Origin of the sequence: Paraburkholderia caffeinilytica, from assembly GCF_003368325.1 — a bacterium.
GTDB classification, from domain to species: domain Bacteria; phylum Pseudomonadota; class Gammaproteobacteria; order Burkholderiales; family Burkholderiaceae; genus Paraburkholderia; species Paraburkholderia caffeinilytica.
This window is the reverse complement of record NZ_CP031466.1, coordinates 1-19,160: the sequence shown is the minus strand read 5'-3', so window position 1 is coordinate 19,160 and position 19,160 is coordinate 1. Positions and strand designations below refer to the sequence as shown.

Annotated in this window: 17 protein-coding genes, 1 tRNA gene and 1 pseudogene; 10 read left to right on the top strand and 9 right to left on the bottom strand. The window is 62.8% G+C overall.

All coding sequences use genetic code 11. The features are described from left to right. Window positions 1-499: 499 nt before the first annotated feature. Together DSC91_RS00100 and DSC91_RS00095 are read left to right on the top strand one after the other, a co-directional pair. Window positions 500-2,086 carry a methyl-accepting chemotaxis protein gene (locus tag DSC91_RS00100; RefSeq protein WP_115776266.1) on the top strand — a complete coding sequence of 529 codons (1,587 nt, stop codon included), beginning with the start codon at window positions 500-502 and terminating at the stop codon, window positions 2,084-2,086. Window positions 2,087-2,493: 407 nt separating this feature from the next. Then, a pseudogene (locus tag DSC91_RS00095) lies at window positions 2,494-2,913 on the top strand (sensor histidine kinase); the annotation flags it as partial. 89 nt (window positions 2,914-3,002) lie between these two features. Here the strand turns inward: DSC91_RS00095 and DSC91_RS38100 are convergent. The 7 genes from DSC91_RS38100 to DSC91_RS00060 form a co-directional block, all read right to left on the bottom strand. Then, the gene (locus DSC91_RS38100; RefSeq protein WP_229758415.1) at window positions 3,003-3,443 is read right to left on the bottom strand and encodes a hypothetical protein; all 441 of its coding nucleotides are present in this window, start codon (window positions 3,441-3,443) and stop codon (window positions 3,003-3,005) included. A gap of 59 nt (window positions 3,444-3,502) precedes the next feature. Then, on the bottom strand, window positions 3,503-5,194 hold the full coding sequence (locus tag DSC91_RS00085; RefSeq protein ID WP_162831289.1) for a phage integrase family protein: 1,692 nt from the start codon (window positions 5,192-5,194) through the stop codon (window positions 3,503-3,505). A gap of 261 nt (window positions 5,195-5,455) precedes the next feature. Beyond that, window positions 5,456-5,528 (bottom strand) — tRNA-Lys (locus tag DSC91_RS00080). Window positions 5,529-5,577: 49 nt separating this feature from the next. Beyond that, the gene (locus DSC91_RS00075; protein WP_064269506.1) at window positions 5,578-6,141 is read right to left on the bottom strand and encodes an Hsp20/alpha crystallin family protein; all 564 of its coding nucleotides are present in this window, start codon (window positions 6,139-6,141) and stop codon (window positions 5,578-5,580) included. 50 nt (window positions 6,142-6,191) lie between these two features. After that, window positions 6,192-6,527 carry a DUF6566 family protein gene (locus DSC91_RS00070; protein ID WP_208645762.1) on the bottom strand — a complete coding sequence of 112 codons (336 nt, stop codon included), beginning with the start codon at window positions 6,525-6,527 and terminating at the stop codon, window positions 6,192-6,194. A 26-nt stretch (window positions 6,528-6,553) separates the two neighbouring features. After that, on the bottom strand, window positions 6,554-6,961 hold the full coding sequence (locus tag DSC91_RS00065) for an Hsp20/alpha crystallin family protein (RefSeq protein ID WP_115776263.1): 408 nt from the start codon (window positions 6,959-6,961) through the stop codon (window positions 6,554-6,556). Window positions 6,962-6,976: 15 nt separating this feature from the next. After that, window positions 6,977-7,417 (bottom strand): Hsp20/alpha crystallin family protein, encoded by a 441-nt coding sequence (locus DSC91_RS00060; RefSeq protein WP_115776261.1) that lies wholly within the window; start codon window positions 7,415-7,417, stop codon window positions 6,977-6,979. A 249-nt stretch (window positions 7,418-7,666) separates the two neighbouring features. On the opposite strand from DSC91_RS00060, the gene DSC91_RS00055 reads away from it, so the two are divergent. The 8 genes from DSC91_RS00055 to DSC91_RS00015 all read left to right on the top strand — a co-directional run bounded on the left by DSC91_RS00055 (window position 7,667) and on the right by DSC91_RS00015 (window position 15,477). Then, window positions 7,667-8,050 carry a hypothetical protein gene (locus DSC91_RS00055; RefSeq protein WP_115776259.1) on the top strand — a complete coding sequence of 128 codons (384 nt, stop codon included), beginning with the start codon at window positions 7,667-7,669 and terminating at the stop codon, window positions 8,048-8,050. Between the two features lie 96 nt (window positions 8,051-8,146). Continuing rightward, complete coding sequence (locus DSC91_RS00050; RefSeq protein WP_115776257.1) at window positions 8,147-8,524, top strand: hypothetical protein; 378 nt, start codon at window positions 8,147-8,149, stop codon at window positions 8,522-8,524. A 399-nt stretch (window positions 8,525-8,923) separates the two neighbouring features. After that, on the top strand, window positions 8,924-10,069 hold the full coding sequence (locus DSC91_RS00045; protein WP_115776255.1) for an RNA polymerase subunit sigma-28: 1,146 nt from the start codon (window positions 8,924-8,926) through the stop codon (window positions 10,067-10,069). Window positions 10,070-10,399: 330 nt separating this feature from the next. Next, entirely contained in the window at window positions 10,400-10,702 is a 303-nt protein-coding gene (locus tag DSC91_RS00035; protein WP_115776252.1) for a co-chaperone GroES, read from the top strand. 66 nt (window positions 10,703-10,768) lie between these two features. Further along, window positions 10,769-12,391, top strand: coding sequence for a chaperonin GroEL (gene groL, locus DSC91_RS00030; RefSeq protein WP_115776250.1), 1,623 nt, complete (start codon window positions 10,769-10,771; stop codon window positions 12,389-12,391). Between the two features lie 81 nt (window positions 12,392-12,472). Further along, window positions 12,473-14,407 (top strand): molecular chaperone DnaK, encoded by a 1,935-nt coding sequence (gene dnaK, locus DSC91_RS00025; protein ID WP_115776248.1) that lies wholly within the window; start codon window positions 12,473-12,475, stop codon window positions 14,405-14,407. Window positions 14,408-14,530: 123 nt separating this feature from the next. Further along, on the top strand, window positions 14,531-14,794 hold the full coding sequence (locus DSC91_RS00020; protein WP_115779615.1) for a hypothetical protein: 264 nt from the start codon (window positions 14,531-14,533) through the stop codon (window positions 14,792-14,794). A 158-nt stretch (window positions 14,795-14,952) separates the two neighbouring features. After that, entirely contained in the window at window positions 14,953-15,477 is a 525-nt protein-coding gene (locus DSC91_RS00015; RefSeq protein WP_115779614.1) for a hypothetical protein, read from the top strand. Between the two features lie 298 nt (window positions 15,478-15,775). Here the strand turns inward: DSC91_RS00015 and tnpC are convergent, their stop codons facing one another. After that, window positions 15,776-16,141 carry a Tn3 family transposase post-transcriptional regulator TnpC gene (gene tnpC, locus DSC91_RS00010; protein ID WP_115776247.1) on the bottom strand — a complete coding sequence of 122 codons (366 nt, stop codon included), beginning with the start codon at window positions 16,139-16,141 and terminating at the stop codon, window positions 15,776-15,778. Then, on the bottom strand, window positions 16,138-19,134 hold the full coding sequence (locus DSC91_RS00005) for a Tn3 family transposase (protein ID WP_115776245.1): 2,997 nt from the start codon (window positions 19,132-19,134) through the stop codon (window positions 16,138-16,140). The genes tnpC and DSC91_RS00005 overlap by 4 nt, the downstream gene beginning before the upstream one ends. Between the last annotated feature and the right edge of the window lie 26 nt (window positions 19,135-19,160).

Here is a 19,160-nt window from a genome sequence, read left to right as displayed (position 1 = left end):
CGATCGACGTGTCGCTAACGGGCGCGCTATGCACCGGGATCTCGCCGCCCAGCATCAGCGCGCTCTCTCATGCCGACTAGCCCAAACGATTTGGCGCAAAAAACATGCTTGCCCAGATCTATGCTGATCAGCGTGACCTCATTCATGGCGCCCTCCTTCACGTTCGTACCGTACTTCATATCGTAGAACGGTCGCGGGGATCGGGATGGCCATTTCATCATGTCGCGTCTGAGCTAAAGACAGAAGTCGCAGTACGCTGCGACGGCATGCCATGCTTTGCGTCCGATTTCTGTGGAGGCTGTGTGTGGCAAGCCTAGAAATGACTACGATGAGCGTGCGCGAGATGGAACGACTCAAGGTCATCCAGGGGCGTTGTCACAATGCCCTCACGAGCCGTATCTGAAAAGGGTCAATATTTCTTGGCCTTCATTTAATCCACGACATGCCGATAACTCTCTCATGCCGTCGGCCTCGGCCCCAAACGGCCAGCGTGGCGTTAATGAAAGCACTGCAGGGAGTAAAGATATTGAAAAATCTGTCGATCAGATTGCGTTTGCGAATGACGGTCGCCTTTCTTGCGGCGCTTGTAGTGACCTTGGGCGTCGTGGCGCTGATCGGCATGCACGGGGCAGTGCTTGGTCTTCGCTCAGTGTACGGTGACGCACTGGTTGGTGTCCGCCTGCTTGGCGACACCGAGATCCAGATCGGTCGCGCGCGTGCGGTAGTGCTGCGCGCACCGCTTGCCCCGGCGCCTGAGCTGGTTGTCGAGGATCTGGCAAAGGGCCGGCAGTACTGGGCGGCCTCGGATGAGGCATGGCGCACGTATCTGGCGAGGCCCTCCGATGACGAGGCGAAGCATCTCGCTATGACCGTGTCAGACAAACGCAAGATTCTTGAAGAAGCGTTTACGGCGTTTTCGAACACCGTACGCGACACCCGATCCACAGCGTACTACACCGAAGCGACCCGCGTTGGCAAAGCCTATACCGCCTTCGTGAGCGCGAACGACGCACTGAAAGCGCTGCTGAACGCGCGGGGCAAGCAGGCTTACGAAGACGCCGAAACTGGGTATGCCAGACTCACCGCAGTTGCCTATACCTTGATCATATTTGCACTCGCGTCGTCCTTCCTCACGGCATTAGCGTTGACCCGCGCGATCAACCACCCACTCGATGCGGTGCTGAAACATTTCACCGAAATGGCGGAAGGAGATCTTCGCCGCGAGGTGCTGGTCTCTTCGAACGACGAAATGGGGCGGTTGCTGCACGCGCTTGCGGACATGAAGTCGCGCCTCTCTGAGACAGTAGCGACTGTTCGCTCGGGCGGTGAGACAATTACCGTTGCCGTCAGCGAGATCGCATCGGGCAACATGGATCTCTCTGCACGCACAGAGGAGCAGGCTGCGTCGCTTGAAGAGACAGCCGCGAGCATGACCCAGTTGACCGCGACGGTAAAGCAGAACGCTGACAATGCCCGGCAGGCGAACGCACTGGCGACAAGGGCCACGGACATGGCCGATACAGGTAACGACGCAGTTCAGGCGATGGTCGGGACAATTGGAAAGATCAGCAGTAGTTCAAGCAAGATTTCCGAAATCACCGGCGTCATTGAAGGCATTGCGTTCCAGACCAATATTCTGGCACTAAATGCTGCTGTTGAAGCTGCTCGTGCCGGTGAACAGGGACGCGGCTTCGCAGTGGTTGCCAGTGAAGTTCGCAGCCTGGCCCAGCGGTCCGCTACGGCCGCGAAGGAAATCAAGGACCTGATCGGCTCATCCGTAGCCGTGATTCAGGAAGGCTCGAAACAGGCGACAGAAGTTGAGGCCAACATGGGGCAGGTCAAGCAGGCGATCAAGCAGGTTTCCGATATTGTCGGGGAAATCGCCGCCGCTTCTGAAGAGCAAAGCCGTGGTATTGAGCAGGTAAGCCAGGCTGTTGGTCAGATGGACGAAGTGACGCAACAGAACGCTGCGCTCGTCGAACAGGCAGCGGCTGCGGCTCAATCACTTGAAGGCCAGGCCGCGCATCTCAAGAATGCAGTTGCGGTGTTTAAGGTTGCCGTTAGCGAGAATCCACGTGACGCATAGCAATGCCGTAAGGCAAACCTCTCTTGCCTGCCTCCACGATTCTCGCCACGCGTCGGCGTTGTCACATCAAGTTGTTCGCGACGCCTCTGCAACAGGATGTCGAGTCGAGCGCATCGCGCGCACTATCGGCCGGAATGTAGGCGCCGTCACGTTGCAGCACGGCCTGCTTAGACTGGTAGACTGTTGTCGGCAGGTCGGCCACAACTGGCCGGTGCAGGGCGGCCCGCAGGCGGAGCTGGCAAGCTGTCACTAGAGTCAGGTCTGACGTATCGGCGCGGGCACGAGGTGCGGATTGGACGAAACGATATGGCCGTGGGCGAAGCAAGCCACGACGTACTCAGGCACGACGGCGAGTCGCATGTAGGTAAAAGTTCGTTCCTTCACGACGGCCGGGGTCGAACGTGCGCATGAGGATTAGAGGCGTCCCCTTATGGGGGTGGGCGGCCGCAGCGGCGCTTTACTTTGGCGTCGCAGCGGCCGCCGTCGAATTCGTGTGGGACCGCGCGATCGACGTGCTGGCGGAGGTCGGTGCCCATCGGCTCGCCTTATACGCTGCCGATCTGCAAAGCGAGCTGGTGCGGCACGAGATGATACCGGCGATCGTTGCGCGGCAGGAAAGCGTGCGCGCATTGTTGAGCGCCCCGCCCCCGGCCCCCCCGGATCTGCTGCTAACCGTCAATACCTATCTCGAGGCAGTGAATCGCGAAGCCGGCAGCGTCGCCGTGGACGTCATTGACCTGCACGGGTCGGTTATTGCGGCGAGCAACTGGAACCTGCCGGTGAGCTTCATTGGCACCAACGTATCGTATCGGCCGTACTTGGGGGATGAACAAGGTAAGCGCAATTTTCTATCATAAGCCTTGAAGTTATGAAATGCGGTCGGCTTATATTTAGATCGCCATAATTGCCTGGCCGCCTAAATGCCAGGACACCGTCGCAATCCCAGTGCTGCCTCGTCAAGGGCCTGGATCAAGGCGGGTATTGGCGTCCATCGACTGCCTTGTACGGTAAAGCGGGCCGTCGCATCGACAACCTTCGCAGTGCCCTCCTTGTCGTTACGGCCCAGGTTGGATGCCATGAAGACTTCAAACAGCGAGCTACCGCGCTGCTTGATCTGATCGACATTGAGACGGCCCTGCGCATCAAAAGTGACAATCACAAAATCTCGATTGATTACTTGCACGGGCTTGCGGTCCACCAGTTCAATGGTCAGGTTTGCGAGGTGTACACGCTGATCTGCAAACTCCGGCAGGCGATGACTGTCCGGAGCACCGAGCATGTTCCAGTAACGCGTCACTCCGATCTTTCGGATGCCGTCGTCCGGCGTGATCAGAAACGTTCGAATCGCGTAGCCCATTTTTCGTTCGTTCCCAAGCCTGTCTCATTTGGCCGGTTCACGGTCGGTGCGCTTATGCTTCAGGTCTTACGCACCCCGAATGCCTGATCGAACTGCCGTGCTCGCTGTACTTCGTCGCTATGCAGATAGGTCGACGTTGTCGAGATCGACGAATGGCGCAGATTATCGCGCACCATGATCAATTCGGCGCCTCGGGCCAGCGCGTGCGACGCATGCGTGTGGCGCATCCAGTGCGGGCTCGCGCGGCGCAGCTTTTCGGCGATCGCCGGCCGATCATCCTGGATTGCATCGGCCACCAGCACGAAGAACCGTCGCAGCACGCGCCAGAGCCGTCTGGGTTCGATGCCCGCGCCATCTTCCTCAAGGCTCGCGACGAGCGGCGTCGCCGGGCTCCAGCGTGTCGGCGTGACCGGCAGCCCGCGCTGCACGAGATACTGATCCAGCGCGGTCCGAGCGAGCGACGGCAGGGTCACCTTGCCGAGCTTGCCACCTTTGCCGAGTACGTGCAGCCAGTGATCGCCGTGCTCGTCGCGGCGGATGTGGCCGAGCGTCGCGCCGACCAGTTCGCTCGCGCGCAAGCCGGTCGCGTAGCCGAAGTCCAGCAGGAAGCGGAGGCGCTGCGCGGCCGGCACGCTCCAGCTGTACGACCATTCGAGGCCGTCGGCGAGTGCGCGGATCAACAACCACTCGCCCTCGGTGAATCCCCGGGACACGTCCAGTCCCGCACGCTGCGCGTGGCTCTTGATCTTGACGCCGGCGAACGGATTCGCGAGCACGTAGTGCTGCTCGACCAGCCAGCGAAACAACGCCGACAGCACGTTTAGCGCGTACGCTGCCGAGCGGGCGGACAGCGGACCGGTGAACGGCCGCCATTCGATACTGTGCCGCGGCCGTGATGGTCCGACCCAGCGCTCGCGTGGCGTCGGCCGCCGCAGGAAACCGCGATAGGCGATCGCGTCGTCGGTCGTCAACGACGACAGCGCGCGGCCGCGCTCGACGATCGCCCACAGGACTAGGCGTTCGGCCTCTTTTCGGTACGCGCGCTGCGTGGCGGTCGACTCGTGCAGCGACAGCCAGGACTGGATCGCCTCGTAGTCGTTGGGCGCATTCAGCAGGCAGGCGGTTCGCGGCGCGCGGAACTGGCCGCGCGAACCGTCGACCTCATGCGGCACGCGCAGCTGTTCCCACGGCATGATGCCGCCGGACGGTGCTGCGACGATCAATGCCCGTGCGCGTTCGGTCAGGGACGGATGGGCGGCGAAGAACGCCTCGATGCGGCGAGCGCTGGCGACGCCGAGTCCGGCGATCGCGGACCACCAGCGACGCCGCCGCGGAATCCGCACGGTCAGGTCGGCCAGCGTCCGAAGCCCATGTGCATGCAGCGCCTCGACAATGCGCGGCGGCAGCCACAGGTCGACCGCGTCGGTGATCAGTGGCGCGGGCGCCGGTAGATTGCGGAGAACCTCGATCGCGCGGGCCACGCCGTCGGCCGCCGCACGCGTCGGGTAATCGACGAACGCGGCCGCCAGGTCTGCGCGGTGGCGGGCCTGTGCGTACGCGATGAGCTGCCGGCGAATCCGGCCGAGCATGCCACGCGACGACGCTCCGACCGCCCGGCGGTCGCCCAGATAGCGGGCAACGGCGGTCCGCGCGTCCAGGCCGGCGTACCAGCCGCGCAGTGTGGCGAGTTCGGCTTCGCCCGGGAAGTCGGGCCCGTTGTCGTCGACGGGAAGGGTCTCGCGCGTTTTCATGATCAGCAGTTTAGATCAAATTCGACTATGGACTGATAATAGCGGTTATCTGTCCAGAATCGACTGGAAGCTTACCCGTTTCGTTCGCTTGCCGTCACGCGGTCGGCCCACGAAAACAGCACGCCGGGCGCGGGCGTGGCCCTTCCTGACAAGCCCTTGCGGCGCTGTATATCGGTGACGGCATGCTTCTAGCCGATCCCCGCAGCCAATCAGAGGCTCGGAGTACATTTGTCGAGTGGCGTCGGCATATGCAGTTGGATGTGGGCCGTACTGGAGTCGAACCAGTGACCAACGGATTAAAAGTCCGCTGCTCTACCAGCTGAGCTAACGGCCCGGCTCGCCCGATATCCGCCCGCCATCATGGCACTTCTTGCGTGCCTGCCCTAGCCGATATCGATCGTGCGACTCGCGGATCGCGCCGGCTCGGATTTTGGCACGGTCAACGTGAGTACACCGTTGTCAAACTTTGCCAAGGCATGATTGGGGTCGGCGTTTTCCGGCATCGGGATCGTGCGCATGAAGCTTCCATGGGCGCGCTCCAGCCGGTAGCAGCCGTTTTCCTCGCTGCGCACATCCTGCTTTTTCTCGCCGCGCAGCACGATCGCCCCGTCCTCGACGCTCACATTCAGGTCTTCGCGCTCCATTCCGGGCAGTTCGGCGGTCACGCGCAGCACCTGCCCTTCATCGACGACATCGATGCGCGGCTGGAAGCGCGATGAACTGAAGTCGCCAAACCATCGTTCGAGCGCGCCACGGCCTGCAAACGGGTCATGAAAGAACTCCTCCACCGCACGCCACGGTTCGCGTGAGAACAGTCGCGGAATGTCAGGCCACGAGGCTCGCCACTGTTCGCTTGTCGGTGGGCTTTCCGGGCCTTCTGCATCGGACTTGCGGGCAGCTCCGCGAAGGAACTTGAAGGGGTTCCACTTTTTCAGATCGGTATTCATAGCGTCCTCCGATTCAGCTTCAATCTGTTTTGAGCGTGACGGCCAGCGCATCAGGTAGCGAGCGCGCCCTGAGCTTCGATTGCTCCAGGCACCCCGCGATCGATCAGTTTCACCGCGTACTCGACCGCATCGCGCTGCGCTTCGGCCGCGCTCGTCCAGCGTTCGCTGAAGCGCGGCAGATGCCAGTCGGCTAACACCTCGTCGTTCCGGTCGATCCGGACGATCGCGATATAGCCGTCCGGTGCGGACATGCGTGTCAGGATCTGTCGCACGGGAATCGTGCGGATGCGGATCGCATGTCCTTTCCAGGACTCCTGCGTGACATCAGACACCGGCGCCCCCTGTTTCTGGTTCGTGGCGGCGGCAGCGCACGCGCTGCCGCCCATGCTTCTGACCTGCCATTGCTGGCGGGTCAGCTGGTCTTGACTTCGATGCGCCGTGGACGCGCCTCGTCGCGGCGTGGGATCGTCAGCTTCAGCACCCCGTCCTGGAGGTTCGCCTCGATCTTTGACGTATCGAAGTCCGGTGACAGCGTGAACGTCCGGGCGAAGTGCGGTTCGCGGACCTCGGCATGCTGCAGCCGCAGGTTTGCCCGCGTCGGCACCACCGCCTCGGCCTCGATCGAGAGGCTGCTGTCGTGAACTTTGACGTCCAGCTTGTCCTTCGTCACGCCGGGCAGATCAGCCCACAGCGTGACGCCCTGGGGGTCCTCGTATATGTCGACGGCCGGGGTGAGCGTGATCCGGCGCGCGGGCTGTTCAGTGTCGCGACGCGCCACTGCGGATTGGTCGCGTTCAGCCAGTTGGGTCGTGTCAGTCATGATCGCCTCCTCGGATTACTGGACAGTGATAGCGCGCGGCTTGGACGATTCGCGCCTGCCGATGCTGATCGACAGGCAGCCATTTTCGTAGCGCGCCTGAACCTTATCGGGATCGGCGGTCTCCGGCAGCTCGATGACGCGCCGGAAGATGCCGGCAAAGCGCTCCTGCGCATAGGTGCGCGTCTCGCTACCAGTGTCAGGTTGTGTCGATTTGCGTTCGCCGCTGATGGTCAGCAGGCCCTTGTCGACCGATACGTCGAGTTCGGTGGCGTTGATGCCTGGGGCGAAGGCGACAATCTCGATCGACTCGTCGGTCGCACCGATGTTGATCTGAGGAAACGCGCCGAAACGGCCGGCGCGGATGCTGGACGGGAAACCGCCGAAGAGTTGCGCCATCTGCTGCTGCAGGCGGTCAAACTCGCCGAAGAGGTCGGTTCCGAAGTAAAGATCGCTCATGATCGTATCCTCCTTGAGTGCAGCCGGGATGCGAACGGGCCTACGCGCTCCAGTTCGCCTGCCAGACTGCTGACAAACAAATCGAAACACGCAGCGCACGGAATGAAGCGATCCGCGCGGCTGCCTGAGCGAAACTTAAGATAGGAACTCTGCAGAAAATTTCAAGGGGCGTCGGCAGATTTTTGCACTTGAAATTTCGGCGCTGGAACCTATCATCGCAGCGGCTTGGAACTGCATATGGAGGACGTCATGGAATTCGACACGGACTGGCTTACGCTGGGCAGGCATCGTATCCGGCTGCGCTCGACGAAGGGCTTTCCGACCGAGACGATGCGCACCGTGGTGGAGGTCGTCAGGCTCGCGATCGACAACAACATGAGCGCACGGGCGCGACTCGTCGAGGTTGTCTGTCGGCAGGAAAAGACCTACGACGTGCTGGTCGGCACGACGATGGTGGAAGACAAGGTTTGTGCACCGCAACTTGAAGCCGCGGTGGCGGTCGTGCTGGGCCTGTTACCTGACCAGATCAACATCACGGTCACACATGTTACGCAGAAGGAGGTCGATCTGCACTTTGGTGTCTACGAGCGGATGTTGTCAGAGAAGATTGGTGCAGCACCGCCGATCCAATGATCGAGCCTGCGTCCCGCCGTCCTGCAGGCGCCGGCTCTCGTCTCCTGCCGGCGAGTGCGGACGCGGCGGCGTCTGTCGCGGAATGGGAGCATCACCATGAAAATACGATCACGCGGGTTACTCGCCGCGGCCGCCCTGGCCGCGGGCGCCTTCCCTGCAGCAGTGGTCGCTATTGCGCCACTGCCGCGGGCATTGCCAGTCCAGCAGGACATCTGGATCGCCGGTACTATCCAGCGGGGCAACGGGCAGTTCGCGCCGGGAGACTATACGACGATCCGGCTGGATCGCCCGGCCGCTTCACCGTGCAGCGACAAGGTCGTGACCGACATCCTGCTCGGCCAGGCCGGCACCACCGAACACTTGCTGCTGTTGCCGTATCTGAACCAGCGGGTCGCGGTGAGAGGGCGCATCACCTGTCCGGATACCGGAATCCAGTTTGCACCGACGCCGGACTTCGTGTTTCCGATCTACTGACCCGACAGGAGAGCTTCGAAGGCGCATGCACGACCGTGCGCGGTGTCCATTTTCTGCGCCTTCAATCCGCCCGCTCGGGCGGATGTCCTCGCAGTCGCCTGCGACGTCCAGCAATGCATCGCGGCCCTTGATTTTTTCGCCACTGTTTTTATATTTTGTGTTGCCAGCCCGGATAGCGATGAAGGGCAAATGGCGTATGCCCGTGACGTCGGATGACGAGTGTCTGGGAAACACAGCGAGCGGGCAGAGTCAGGGGTGCGAAGCGAAACCTCACCGGATACGGTGAGCCTCGCAGCGCAAGCGTCGGGCCGGTGGTCCCGCCGGCGATCGCGCGCCCGCCCCTGAGGGAGTGACGGCCGCCTCCGATGCGGCGGCCACTGGAAGACGTGCAGGACTGTCATGAAAACGGCGATCAGTTACCGGAACATTTCGGAGCTTGCCCGCCCCGACCTGGAACGATTGGTTGGCAATCTCCTCGGCCGACACCTCCAGCCGCACCTGTCGCACTTCCCCGCCGAACTCGTCCGGTTGCGTGCGACCCTCGAACGAAGCGGCCATCGCAGTCTCTACCGGGCAAGGCTCCGGCTCGGATTGCCGAGTGCCACGCTCGCCTGCTCGGACGAGTCGCCCGAACTCGAAAAAGCCCTCGAACTGTCCTTCGTGGAACTGGAGCGGCAACTCGAGCGCCACAGCGCCCACCTGCGTCACGAGGACAACTGGCGCCGCAAGGAGCGCCGCGCCGGGTTGCGTCGGCTCAAAGGCGCGGCGGCCGGTCCGGTCGCAGCCGGGCTAGCGCTGTTCAGTGAGCTCGTGCGCCCATTGCTGCCGGAGCTCAAGCGCTTCGTGGAGCGCGAACTCGCCTACCTGCAGGCGCGCGGCGACCTCGCACCAGGGGACCCCGCCGTGGATGAGGTCGTCGACGAGACGCTGGCCCGCGCCTGCGAAAGACTCGCGCGGCGTCCACGCAAGCTCGAGCCGAGACAGTGGCTCTACCAGATCGCGCTCGACTTGCTCGCCGAGGACGTGAGCCGCCGGCAGACCGACGAGGGCCGCTGGATCTCCCTGGAAGGCAGACCGCCGGTTCAGTTGCGCGAGCCGCACGAAGACGATGACGAGATCCTGTTCGAATACTGGCAACCCGACGAAGTGCTGCGACTCGAAGACGTGACGCCGGCGGCCGACGGTACGCCCGAAGAGGAATTGAGCGCAAAGGAAACACGTCGACTCGTGGCAGCGCTTATTGCAGACATGCCGACGTCGTGGCGCCAGGCGCTGGTGCTGTGCCGGATGGAAGCCGTGCCCCGAGCCTCCGCCGCTCAGGTGCTCGGCACCAGCGAGCACGAACTCAAGCGCTGGCTCGTGGATGCCGATGCGTTTCTCAAGGCCCGACTCCGCGAGCTGCGATTCACGCCCCAGGACGCAGGCGTGGCCGGAGACTACGTCGTGGCCGGCATGCCGCCACCGGCGTCCCGGCTGACCCGGGAGTTCGATGACGCCACGCGGGGAGATACGCCGCGTAGGGCTCGGCATGGAGGTGAACGATGAAGACCCTCAGGACGCCACACTCGGACCTCGCTGATGCAGATGCGCTGCTCGACGAGGCGCTGCGGGAAACCTTTCTGGCCAGCGACCCCATTGCGTGCACGCCGGCGTCCGAGGCCGGTGCGCCGCGGGCGCGCCGGGCGTCGGGACGTGCAAAAGGTGCGTCTGTTGCCCCCGGCCAGGGGATCTGGTCAACCCGCGGAAGATCGGCGATCAGGCGCTCCGCAGTGAGGTCGGGGGCCGGTTGAGCACCCCGCGCGGAATCGCCATGCAGTCGATTCGGCATACTACCGAATCCCCATAGACAGCATCTGTGACGACACGGAGCCAATCATGAAAATCTGTCCTTTGCATGATCGGGTCGTGGTCAGGCGGCAGGAACAGGAGCGCAGGACCGCAGCAGGCATCGTCATCCCCGATACTGCTGCCGAAAAACCCGACCACGGAGAAGTGATTGTCGTCGGCCCCGGCACGCGGCTCGAGGATGGCCGCCGTTGCGAACCGGACGTCAAGGTGGGCGACCGCGTGCTGTTCGGCAAGTATGCCGGCACCGCCATCAAGGTCGAAGGCGAAGAGCTGCTGGTCATGCGCGAAGCTGACCTACTGGCGGTGGTGACCGCGGATTCCGCTTCATGAGGAGATCGATGGCGGCGCCATCGCACGGTGTTGCATTTTGTCTGACATGTCGGGAGGAACTGGAAAATGGCAGCCAAGGACGTCAAGTTTCACGATCTCGCCCGCCACCGCATTCTGACGGGCGTCAATCTGCTTGCCGACGCGGTCAAGGTCACGCTCGGTCCAAGGGGACGCAACGTCGTGCTCGAGCGATCGTTCGGCGCACCGACGGTCACCAAGGACGGCGTCACCGTGGCGAAGCAGATCGAACTGCGCGACCGGTTCGAGAACATGGGCGCCCAGATGGTCAGGCAGGTCGCCGCGAAGACCTCCGATGTCGCCGGTGATGGCACGACCACCGCCACCGTGCTGGCTCAGGTCATCGTGCGGGAAGGCATGAAGTACGTCGCGGCCGGCCTGAATCCGATGGACCTGAAGCGCGGCATCGACCAGGCCGCGGCGGTCGTCGTCGAGGAGCTCAGGAAGCTCTCGAGAGCCGTGACGACCAGCAAGGAAATCACCCAGGTCGGCGCCATCTCGGCGAATGCCGATGAGGAGATCGGCCGGATCATCGCCGAAGCGATGGAAAAGGTCGGCAAGGATGGCGCGATCACCCTTGAAGAAGGCAAGTCGCTGCAGAGCGAACTGGAGGTAGTCGAAGGCATGCAGTTCGATCGCGGCTGGCTCTCGCCATATTTCATCACCGATCCCGAGAAGCAACTCGCCGTGCTTGAGGAACCGTACATTCTCGTGCATGACCGGAAGATCTCGAGCATCCACGACTTGCTGCCCGTGCTGGAAGCGGTCGCCAAGGTGGGCAAGCCGTTGCTGATCATCGCCGAGGACGTCGAGGGTGAGGCCCTGACCACGCTCGTGGTGAACTCGCTGCGCGGCATCCTCAAGACGGTGGCGGTGAAGGCGCCGGGCTTCGGCGATCGACGCAAGGCGATGCTGGAAGACATCGCGACGCTGACCGGCGGCCTGGTGATTTCGGAGGAAACCGGCAAGCAGCTCGAGAAGGTGGCGCTGGAAGACCTCGGACGGGCCAAGCGGGTGGAGGTCGAGAAGGAGGCCACCACAATCATCGACGGCGCGGGTGACCGCAAGACGATCGATGGACGCATTCAGACGATCCGGCGCCAGATCGAAGAGACGACTAGCGACTTTGACAGGGAGAAGTTGCAGGAGCGCATCGCGAAGCTGTCCGGGGGCGTCGCGGTGATCAAGGTAGGGGCGGCCACCGAAGTCGAAATGAAGGAGAGGAAGGCGCGCGTGGAGGATGCGCTGCACGCCACGCGTGCGGCCGTCGAGGAAGGCATCGTGCCGGGCGGCGGCGTTGCGCTGTTGCGCGCTCGCGCGGCGCTCAAGGAACTACGGGGCGCCAACACCGACCAGGATGCCGGCATCAGGATCGTGCTGCGCGCTCTGGAGGAACCGCTGCGGCAGATCGCGTTGAACGCGGGCGAAGAGCCCTCGGTCGTGCTCAACCGGGTGCTGGAGCAGTCCGGCAACTTCGGCTGGAACGCGGCTACCGATACCTATGGCGACCTGATGGAGATGGGCGTGGTCGATCCAACGAAAGTGACGCGCACGACCCTGCAGAACGCCGCGTCGGTCGCCGGGCTGATCCTCACTACGGACGCGGTGGTGGCGGAGTTGCCGAAGGAAGAGGCCCGGCCCGCCGTGTCACCGCCCGAGATGGAGTATTGACCGGGATGCGCAGTGGGATGACGGCGTAACGGAGCGGGATTCACGGGGCATTCCCCGAACCAGATCGAGCGAGTGAAAACCATGGGCAAGATCATCGGCATCGACCTCGGCACCACGAACTCGTGCGTGGCGCTGATGGAAGGCAGTCAGGTCAAGGTAATCGAAAATTCGGAAGGTGCGCGCACCACGCCGTCGATCGTCGCCTACATGGACGAGGACGAAGTGCTCGTCGGCGCACCGGCGAAGCGCCAGGCCGTGACCAATCCAAAAAACACGCTGTTTGCCGTCAAGCGGTTGATCGGCCGCCGCTACGAAGAGAAGGAAGTGCAGAAGGACATCGGCCTGATGCCTTTCAGAATTTTCAAGGCCGACAACGGCGACGCATGGGTCGAGGCGCAGGACAAGAAGCTTGCCCCGCCGCAGGTATCGGCGGAGGTGCTGCGCAAGATGAAGAAGACCGCCGAGGAATACCTCCGCGAACCTGTCACTGAAGCCGTCATCACGGTGCCCGCCTACTTCAACGACAGCCAGCGGCAGGCCACGAAGGACGCCGGCCGCATCGCCGGCCTTGAAGTAAGGCGGATCATCAACGAGCCGACTGCGGCGGCGCTCGCGTTCGGCCTGGACAAGCAGGAAAACCGTGACCGCAAGATCGCCGTGTTCGACCTCGGCGGCGGCACCTTTGACATCTCCATCATCGAGATCGCCGACGTGCAGGGCGAGAAACAGTTCGAAGTGCTCTCGACCAACGGCGACACGTTCCTTGGCGGCGAGGACTTCGACCAGCGCATCATCGACTACATCATCGGCGAGTTCAAGAAGGAGCAAGGCGTCGACCTGTCGAAGGACGTGCTCGCACTGCAGCGCCTGAAGGAGGCGGCCGAAAAGGCGAAGATCGAACTGTCGTCGACCCAGCAGACCGAAATCAATCTGCCGTATATCACGGCCGACGCGAGCGGACCCAGGCATCTCACGCTGAAGCTCACGCGGGCCAAGCTCGAAGCACTGGTCGAAGATCTGATCGAGCGCACGATGGAGCCATGCCGCATCGCCATCAAGGACGCCGCCGTGGCAGTGGACAAGATCGATGACGTGATTCTGGTGGGCGGGATGACCCGCATGCCCAGGGTGCAGGACAAGGTTCGGGCGTTTTTCGGCCGCGAGCCGCGCAAGGACGTCAATCCTGACGAAGCCGTGGCGGCGGGCGCGGCCATCCAGGGCGCGGTGCTCGCAGGTGAGCGCAAGGACGTGCTGCTGCTTGACGTCACGCCGCTGTCGCTCGGCATCGAAACACAGGGCGGCGTGATGACCAGGATGATCGAGAAGAACACCACCATCCCGACCAAATTCTCGGAGATTTTCTCCACCGCCGACGACAACCAGCCTGCCGTGACGGTCAAGGTCTATCAGGGCGAGCGCGAGATGGTCACGGGCAACAAGCTGCTGGGCGAGTTCAGCCTCGAAGGCATCCCACCATCGCCGCGCGGCGTGCCGCAGATCGAGGTGACGTTCGACATCGACGCGAATGGCATCCTGCACGTGTCGGCCAAAGACAAGGCGACCGGCAAGGAAAGCCGCATCACCATCAAGGCCAATTCAGGTCTGTCCGAGGAGGAAATACAGAAGATGGTGAGGGATGCCGAGGCCCACGCCGCTGAAGATCACCGGATGCGTGAGCTGGTTGACGCGCGTAACCATGGCGATGCCCTGGTGCATAGCACGAAGAAGGCGCTCACCGAGTACGGCGACAAGCTGGAGGCGGGTGAGAAGGAAAAGATCGAAGCCGCGATCAAGGAGCTCGAGGGAGCGCTCAAGGGATCCGACAAGGCCGAGATCGACGCCCGGGTGCATGCGCTCGCCACGGCCTCGCAGAAGCTCGGCGAAAAGCTGTATGCCGACGTGCAGTCGCAGGCAGCCAGTGGCTCAGAAGGCTCGGCCAGTCAGGAGGCCGGTGGCGGAACAAGGGAGGAGGACGTGGTCGATGCCGAGTTCAAGGAGGTGAAGACGAAGCGGTAAGCCGCAGCAATGCCATGCTTCGGCTCGATTCCAGGCTTGGACGAATCGATACACGGACATCTCGTAATAGCCGGTCCGCGCCGTTCGCTGTTGCGGCGGACACGATTTCCATTTTTGGTGAACATGAAGCTGAATTTGACGATTGATTCCACGCCTTTGAGCATTGAGCTTGATGACGTAATCGCCGGGCTGCTGGCGGTGCGGCTGGACGCGCCTTCGGAAGGCGACGCCATGCGCGACGCGATTTCCCGTCATCTGAGCGACGTCGGCGGTCCATGGCTGCTGGATGAGGACCACATGCGCAATCGCATTCTGCGCCGGCTCATTCTGGAAATCGTCGATCCGGCGCTGGTCGTTCGCTATCTGATGATCGAGCAGCCGCAGTAGGTTTTCGTGCGGAACGGAACGTCGAAGGCGGAAGCTGCGCGACGAGGCACGCTGTCGGGAACCCGAAATATATCAATCAGGGCGCAGGCGCGCCAATGTCGTCCAGGATGGCTCGCGCGAGCGGCACAGGTGAGCTGTTTTACTGTAAGGAGGTCGCTATGGAACTTCACATGCATTCGCACCATTTCACTCGCCGTACGCCTGACTGGCGCGCGGCCGTGATCGGCGGCTGTGTCGCTGGCGTGGTTTTCCTGGTGCTCGAGCTCGTAGCCATGTGGGTCACGGGGCAGAGCCCATGGGGACCACCGCAAATGATCGCGGCAATCGCCCTGGGACGTGATGCGCTTGCCCGACCTGCCACGTTTGACCCGGGCATCATGCTGGTGGCGCTCGTCGTCCACTTTGCGCTATCGATCGTCTTCGCGCTCATTCTGGCGGTGATCATGGCGCCGTTCAGCTTTGATTCGAGCATCGGAATGGCCTCGCTGGTGGGGGCTTTATTCGGTGTCGCCGTGTACCTGGTCAACTTCTACGGCATGACCCGGTTGTTTCCGTGGTTCGCAGACGCCCGAGGCTGGATGAGCCTCATTGCCCACATCGTGTTCGGGCTGGTAGCGGCAGACACCTATCTGCGTCTCGAAAGGAGGGAGACAGACGTGAGTGGAACGAAGACCACCAGCTAACAACACGGTCCGTCAGGACCCACGTCGGCATCAGGTACGGCGACGGCGCAGGCGGCACAGCAGCCGCGCCGTCGTCTCCCGTTTCGGCTCACCGGTCACGGCAGGCGGCCGAGCTTCGGCCGCCATCCGGGGTGCCCTTCAGACTTGGCTGATTTTGCCACCTGCATCGGCCTGAAACGACCCAGGAAGTGTGGGCACATTCCGAGAGCCACAGTAAACGCGGCTCTTACATCGCCCGAGGCGCTCAGAGTCATTTGAGTCCCGCGATTACCCCTGCAAGCGTTTCGCCCACACACACTCAATCTTCGCCGAACGCATCGTCCGGGTACAACGCTTCGAGCGGATCAAGAATCGTTCTCACCCGCGTCAGTTCTACGATAAATTCGTCAATCAGGTGCAGTGCATCCAGCACCTGCTCCGGAAAGGAGCCATCGTGTCGCGATGGCACAGACGGTGCGCCGTTCAAGACCGCGTGCGCCATGCTGTGAATTCCCAGCAGATCATCGCGCAGCCCTTCGGGATCGTGCAACTGCGCGCGGAGGCGATCGACGATATCGACGGCGGTCAGCAAGCGGGTTGTGTCGTAGCTCGATTCGAGCCGCTCAAGCGCGGCGGTGTCGACATCGCCGAAACAGGTCGTAGTGATGGCCGGGCGTGCAGTCATGGGCGGGATGCGTAGGTACGGGCTGCATGGCCGAACAGCGGGTCTTTGATCCAGGCCTCCGGCCGACGATCCAGGTGCAGTTTATAGTGGCCGAAGCGCCGGATGTTGTGGGTCGGGTACGGGCTCAGAAACTCGATGTCTTCGGCGCGCACTTTCTCGCCGTTTGCCGCCATCTCGCGCAGCGCTTGCATCATGTCCACCGTGTTTTGCAGGATCACGGCCGACGCGACCAGGTCATTGTAGCGTAGCCGTTTCTGCTGCTCCTCCGGCTCGTTCTCGGCGATCACGTCGCCACCGAACGACAGCCACTTGGAGAAGCCGTTGTACGACTCGATCTTGTTCGTGTTCGCGGTGACCTCCTGCCGCAATTCGAGGCTGCCTATCCACTCGAGCAGAAACACCGTGCGAACGACGTTGCCGAGTTCGCGCGCGGCCAGGTACAGCCGGTTCTTGCGGCTTTCGGAGCCAAGCCGGCGCAGCAGCAGCGGCGACGAGATCGTACCCGCCTGAATCGACAGCGCGACCTGCATCAGCTCCTGCCAGTGCTGCTCGATCAGCACCCAGTCGATGGTCGCCGTGAACAGCTTGTCGATGTGCCTGTACCTGGCCTTGCCGTCCGGCCGGTACAGGACGAGATCCTTCCAGTTTCGGATCCGCGGCATCAGGTTGATGCCGAGCAGGTACGTGAACGCGAAAACGGCAGCCGACTGCCCCTGCGTATCGGCATGGACGGTATCGGCCTTGACCGACAGACCCGCTTTCAGCAGCCCCTCGATCACATAGATCGCTTCCCAGACGCCCGGCGGAATGAAGTGCTGGAACACCGCGATATAGTTGTCGGCGACATGCCGGTACGCGACCGCCCCCATCTTCCGGTAGCGGAAGTGATAGCCGGCCAACAGGTTGTTGTCGTAGAAGTCGTACTGTGTTCCGTCGGCCGCTACCGTCTTGCCATCGCCCCAGTGTTTCGGCAGATCCAGCCGCAGGTACAGTTCGATCAGTTCGCGCTGTGCGGTTTCGAGCTTGTCCAGGCTCATATGCCGACGGTTGACGAACGAGAGCATGTGCGCGGTTACATCCGAGTCGAGATGGCGGGCCGCCTGGGTCGGGCCGAGATTGCAGCCCATCGCGAAAACGGTCAGCAGGTAGCGCTCGGCAGCCTTGCGGATCTGGGGATCGCTCCCGGACAGCGGCCCGAAGTGCCGCGTGAAATGCGTCCAGTGTTCGATGTTCGCGAGGATGTCCAGCATGTTCCGCGTCGGCAGGCGGGCGTTGAGCCGCTCCTGGAGTGCGATCGCGCTCGCCGGAATCTCCTTCGCGACGGTTTTGCGCAGGATCGGTTCGCCATGACGGTCGATTACGACGTGCTCGCGCTTGCGCGGCAGTTCGTCGTCAAGCTTGCGGGCGGCGGCCGTCAGCCATTGACGCAGATGGTGCACGAAGTCACTGCCGGTCGTTGGCATGCCGAGCTTGTCGCAATAGTCTGGCAACTGCTGCTCGCATTGCCGCCACGGCAGCAGGTGGTCGCGATAGTCAGCGTAGGCGTCAGAGCCGGATACGCACAGGTCGCCGACCCGTAGCTCCTCGGCCATGTACGAGAACACGCAGAGCTCGAGGTACCGGCGATTGGTCGGCGCTCCGTCGCCGTGTGAGCGACGCGCGAGCTTGCGCCACCGCGGCGCGGCAAAGCCCAGATCGACGTCGGCCTCGATCCACTCGCGATGCCGCGACTCGTTTTTCAGCACGACGTCGAGTGCATTGAGCAGCGAACGGACCGGGCTGGTCGAATCCCATTCGAGCGTACGGGCGACACGCATCATGACTGAACGGTGGGCCTTGAAGTGCTTCCAGAGCAGCGGCAGATAGTTGCGGCCGCTAAATGCACGGATCGCCGCACAGCTCTCGCGCAGCGGCTCCAGATCACCTTTCGGCGCGAGCAGCTTCCTGACTGCCCTGGCGATGGCCGTCTCGTCGGATTCGTCGGCGAGGATGTCGGCCACGCCATCCAGCAGGACGACGAGGTCCTCGACCTGATCACGCTGCTTGCGCTGGATCACGTCCAGCTCGTCGCTCGCGCGCTTGTGGATGGCGCCCATGCGCCGTACAAACATGTCGGCAAGATCGTCGCGGGCGCGCACGCGCATGCGGTTGAGCAGCGCGACGATCAGTGTGTAGCGCTTCTCGGGCAGTGTGTCGTTCCTGAGCGCCGACGCATCGAGCGCCATCGCCTGATTCGCGAGCGAGCGCAGCTTTGAGGCGGGAATTCCAGCGACGGCCAGTGAAAAATCGCCGAGTTCGTCAAGCCAGGCAATCTGGTCGATCAGCAGGTTCAGATGCTGGCGCGATGGGCGTTTCGCATGACGCTTGATGCGGTTGTAGGCAGTCTGCCGGCTCGACAGGTCGCGTGCGAGCATCCGGTTGAGCGTGAGCTTCTGTGCATCGGTCAGGCGTCGCGTGACGCGCTTGAACAGTCGGGACTGAGCCCGAGCGTGGATCTGTTCGGTCAGCCGGTCCAGCGTCGAGAACGCGGGCAGTTCGACATCGCGTGCGATCAACTCGTCGATCGTCGCGTTGATGATGTCGACCGGCTGGTCCATCGTCAGCGACGCCGTGTGCGCCGCGCGTGTCGCGATCGCGTTCGCGTCGGTGCCGTAATACGGCTTCACGTTCAGCCAGGCGCGTACCGCGGCGTAATGCCGGAACAGCGTCGAGGACGACGCGGTGTCGTAGCCAAATGGCACGGTGTCCGCAATGTTGGCGGCCGCCCGCACATGATCGACGATGGCACCCGGAATCGTGTCGAGCGGCGGGAAATTGTGCAGTTGCTGAAAGACCTTCAGCAGCACGAGCAGGCCCAATCGAGGCCGCTCGCCGCGCGTTGACCGGCGTGCCCACTCGAGTTCGTCGGACAGCGGCGTGTAGCTGGCTTGCAGTTCCCGGGGTGCCAGAACCTCGGGGAAGCGCGGGTACGCGGTGCGTTCGAGGGTAGCCATTGCGGATCATCCGGATCGCAGAGGGC

What these genes read in the sequence shown, in the direction of transcription:
- DSC91_RS00085 (WP_162831289.1), bottom strand. Translation starts at nt 5,194, where the DNA reads ATGAAAACGCGCGAGACCCTTCCCGTCGACGACAACGGGCCCGACTTC.
- DSC91_RS00075 (WP_064269506.1), bottom strand. Translation starts at nt 6,141, where the DNA reads ATGAATACCGATCTGAAAAAGTGGAACCCCTTCAAGTTCCTTCGCGGA.
- dnaK (WP_115776248.1), top strand. Translation starts at nt 12,473, where the DNA reads ATGGGCAAGATCATCGGCATCGACCTCGGCACCACGAACTCGTGCGTG.
- tnpC (WP_115776247.1), bottom strand. Translation starts at nt 16,141, where the DNA reads ATGACTGCACGCCCGGCCATCACTACGACCTGTTTCGGCGATGTCGAC.
- DSC91_RS00100 (WP_115776266.1), top strand. Translation starts at nt 500, where the DNA reads ATGAAAGCACTGCAGGGAGTAAAGATATTGAAAAATCTGTCGATCAGA.
- DSC91_RS00070 (WP_208645762.1), bottom strand. Translation starts at nt 6,527, where the DNA reads ATGGGCGGCAGCGCGTGCGCTGCCGCCGCCACGAACCAGAAACAGGGG.
- DSC91_RS00020 (WP_115779615.1), top strand. Translation starts at nt 14,531, where the DNA reads ATGAAGCTGAATTTGACGATTGATTCCACGCCTTTGAGCATTGAGCTT.
- DSC91_RS00055 (WP_115776259.1), top strand. Translation starts at nt 7,667, where the DNA reads ATGGAATTCGACACGGACTGGCTTACGCTGGGCAGGCATCGTATCCGG.
- DSC91_RS00050 (WP_115776257.1), top strand. Translation starts at nt 8,147, where the DNA reads ATGAAAATACGATCACGCGGGTTACTCGCCGCGGCCGCCCTGGCCGCG.
- DSC91_RS00065 (WP_115776263.1), bottom strand. Translation starts at nt 6,961, where the DNA reads ATGACTGACACGACCCAACTGGCTGAACGCGACCAATCCGCAGTGGCG.
- DSC91_RS38100 (WP_229758415.1), bottom strand. Translation starts at nt 3,443, where the DNA reads ATGGGCTACGCGATTCGAACGTTTCTGATCACGCCGGACGACGGCATC.
- DSC91_RS00045 (WP_115776255.1), top strand. Translation starts at nt 8,924, where the DNA reads ATGAAAACGGCGATCAGTTACCGGAACATTTCGGAGCTTGCCCGCCCC.
- DSC91_RS00060 (WP_115776261.1), bottom strand. Translation starts at nt 7,417, where the DNA reads ATGAGCGATCTTTACTTCGGAACCGACCTCTTCGGCGAGTTTGACCGC.
- DSC91_RS00005 (WP_115776245.1), bottom strand. Translation starts at nt 19,134, where the DNA reads ATGGCTACCCTCGAACGCACCGCGTACCCGCGCTTCCCCGAGGTTCTG.
- DSC91_RS00015 (WP_115779614.1), top strand. Translation starts at nt 14,953, where the DNA reads ATGGAACTTCACATGCATTCGCACCATTTCACTCGCCGTACGCCTGAC.
- groL (WP_115776250.1), top strand. Translation starts at nt 10,769, where the DNA reads ATGGCAGCCAAGGACGTCAAGTTTCACGATCTCGCCCGCCACCGCATT.
- DSC91_RS00035 (WP_115776252.1), top strand. Translation starts at nt 10,400, where the DNA reads ATGAAAATCTGTCCTTTGCATGATCGGGTCGTGGTCAGGCGGCAGGAA.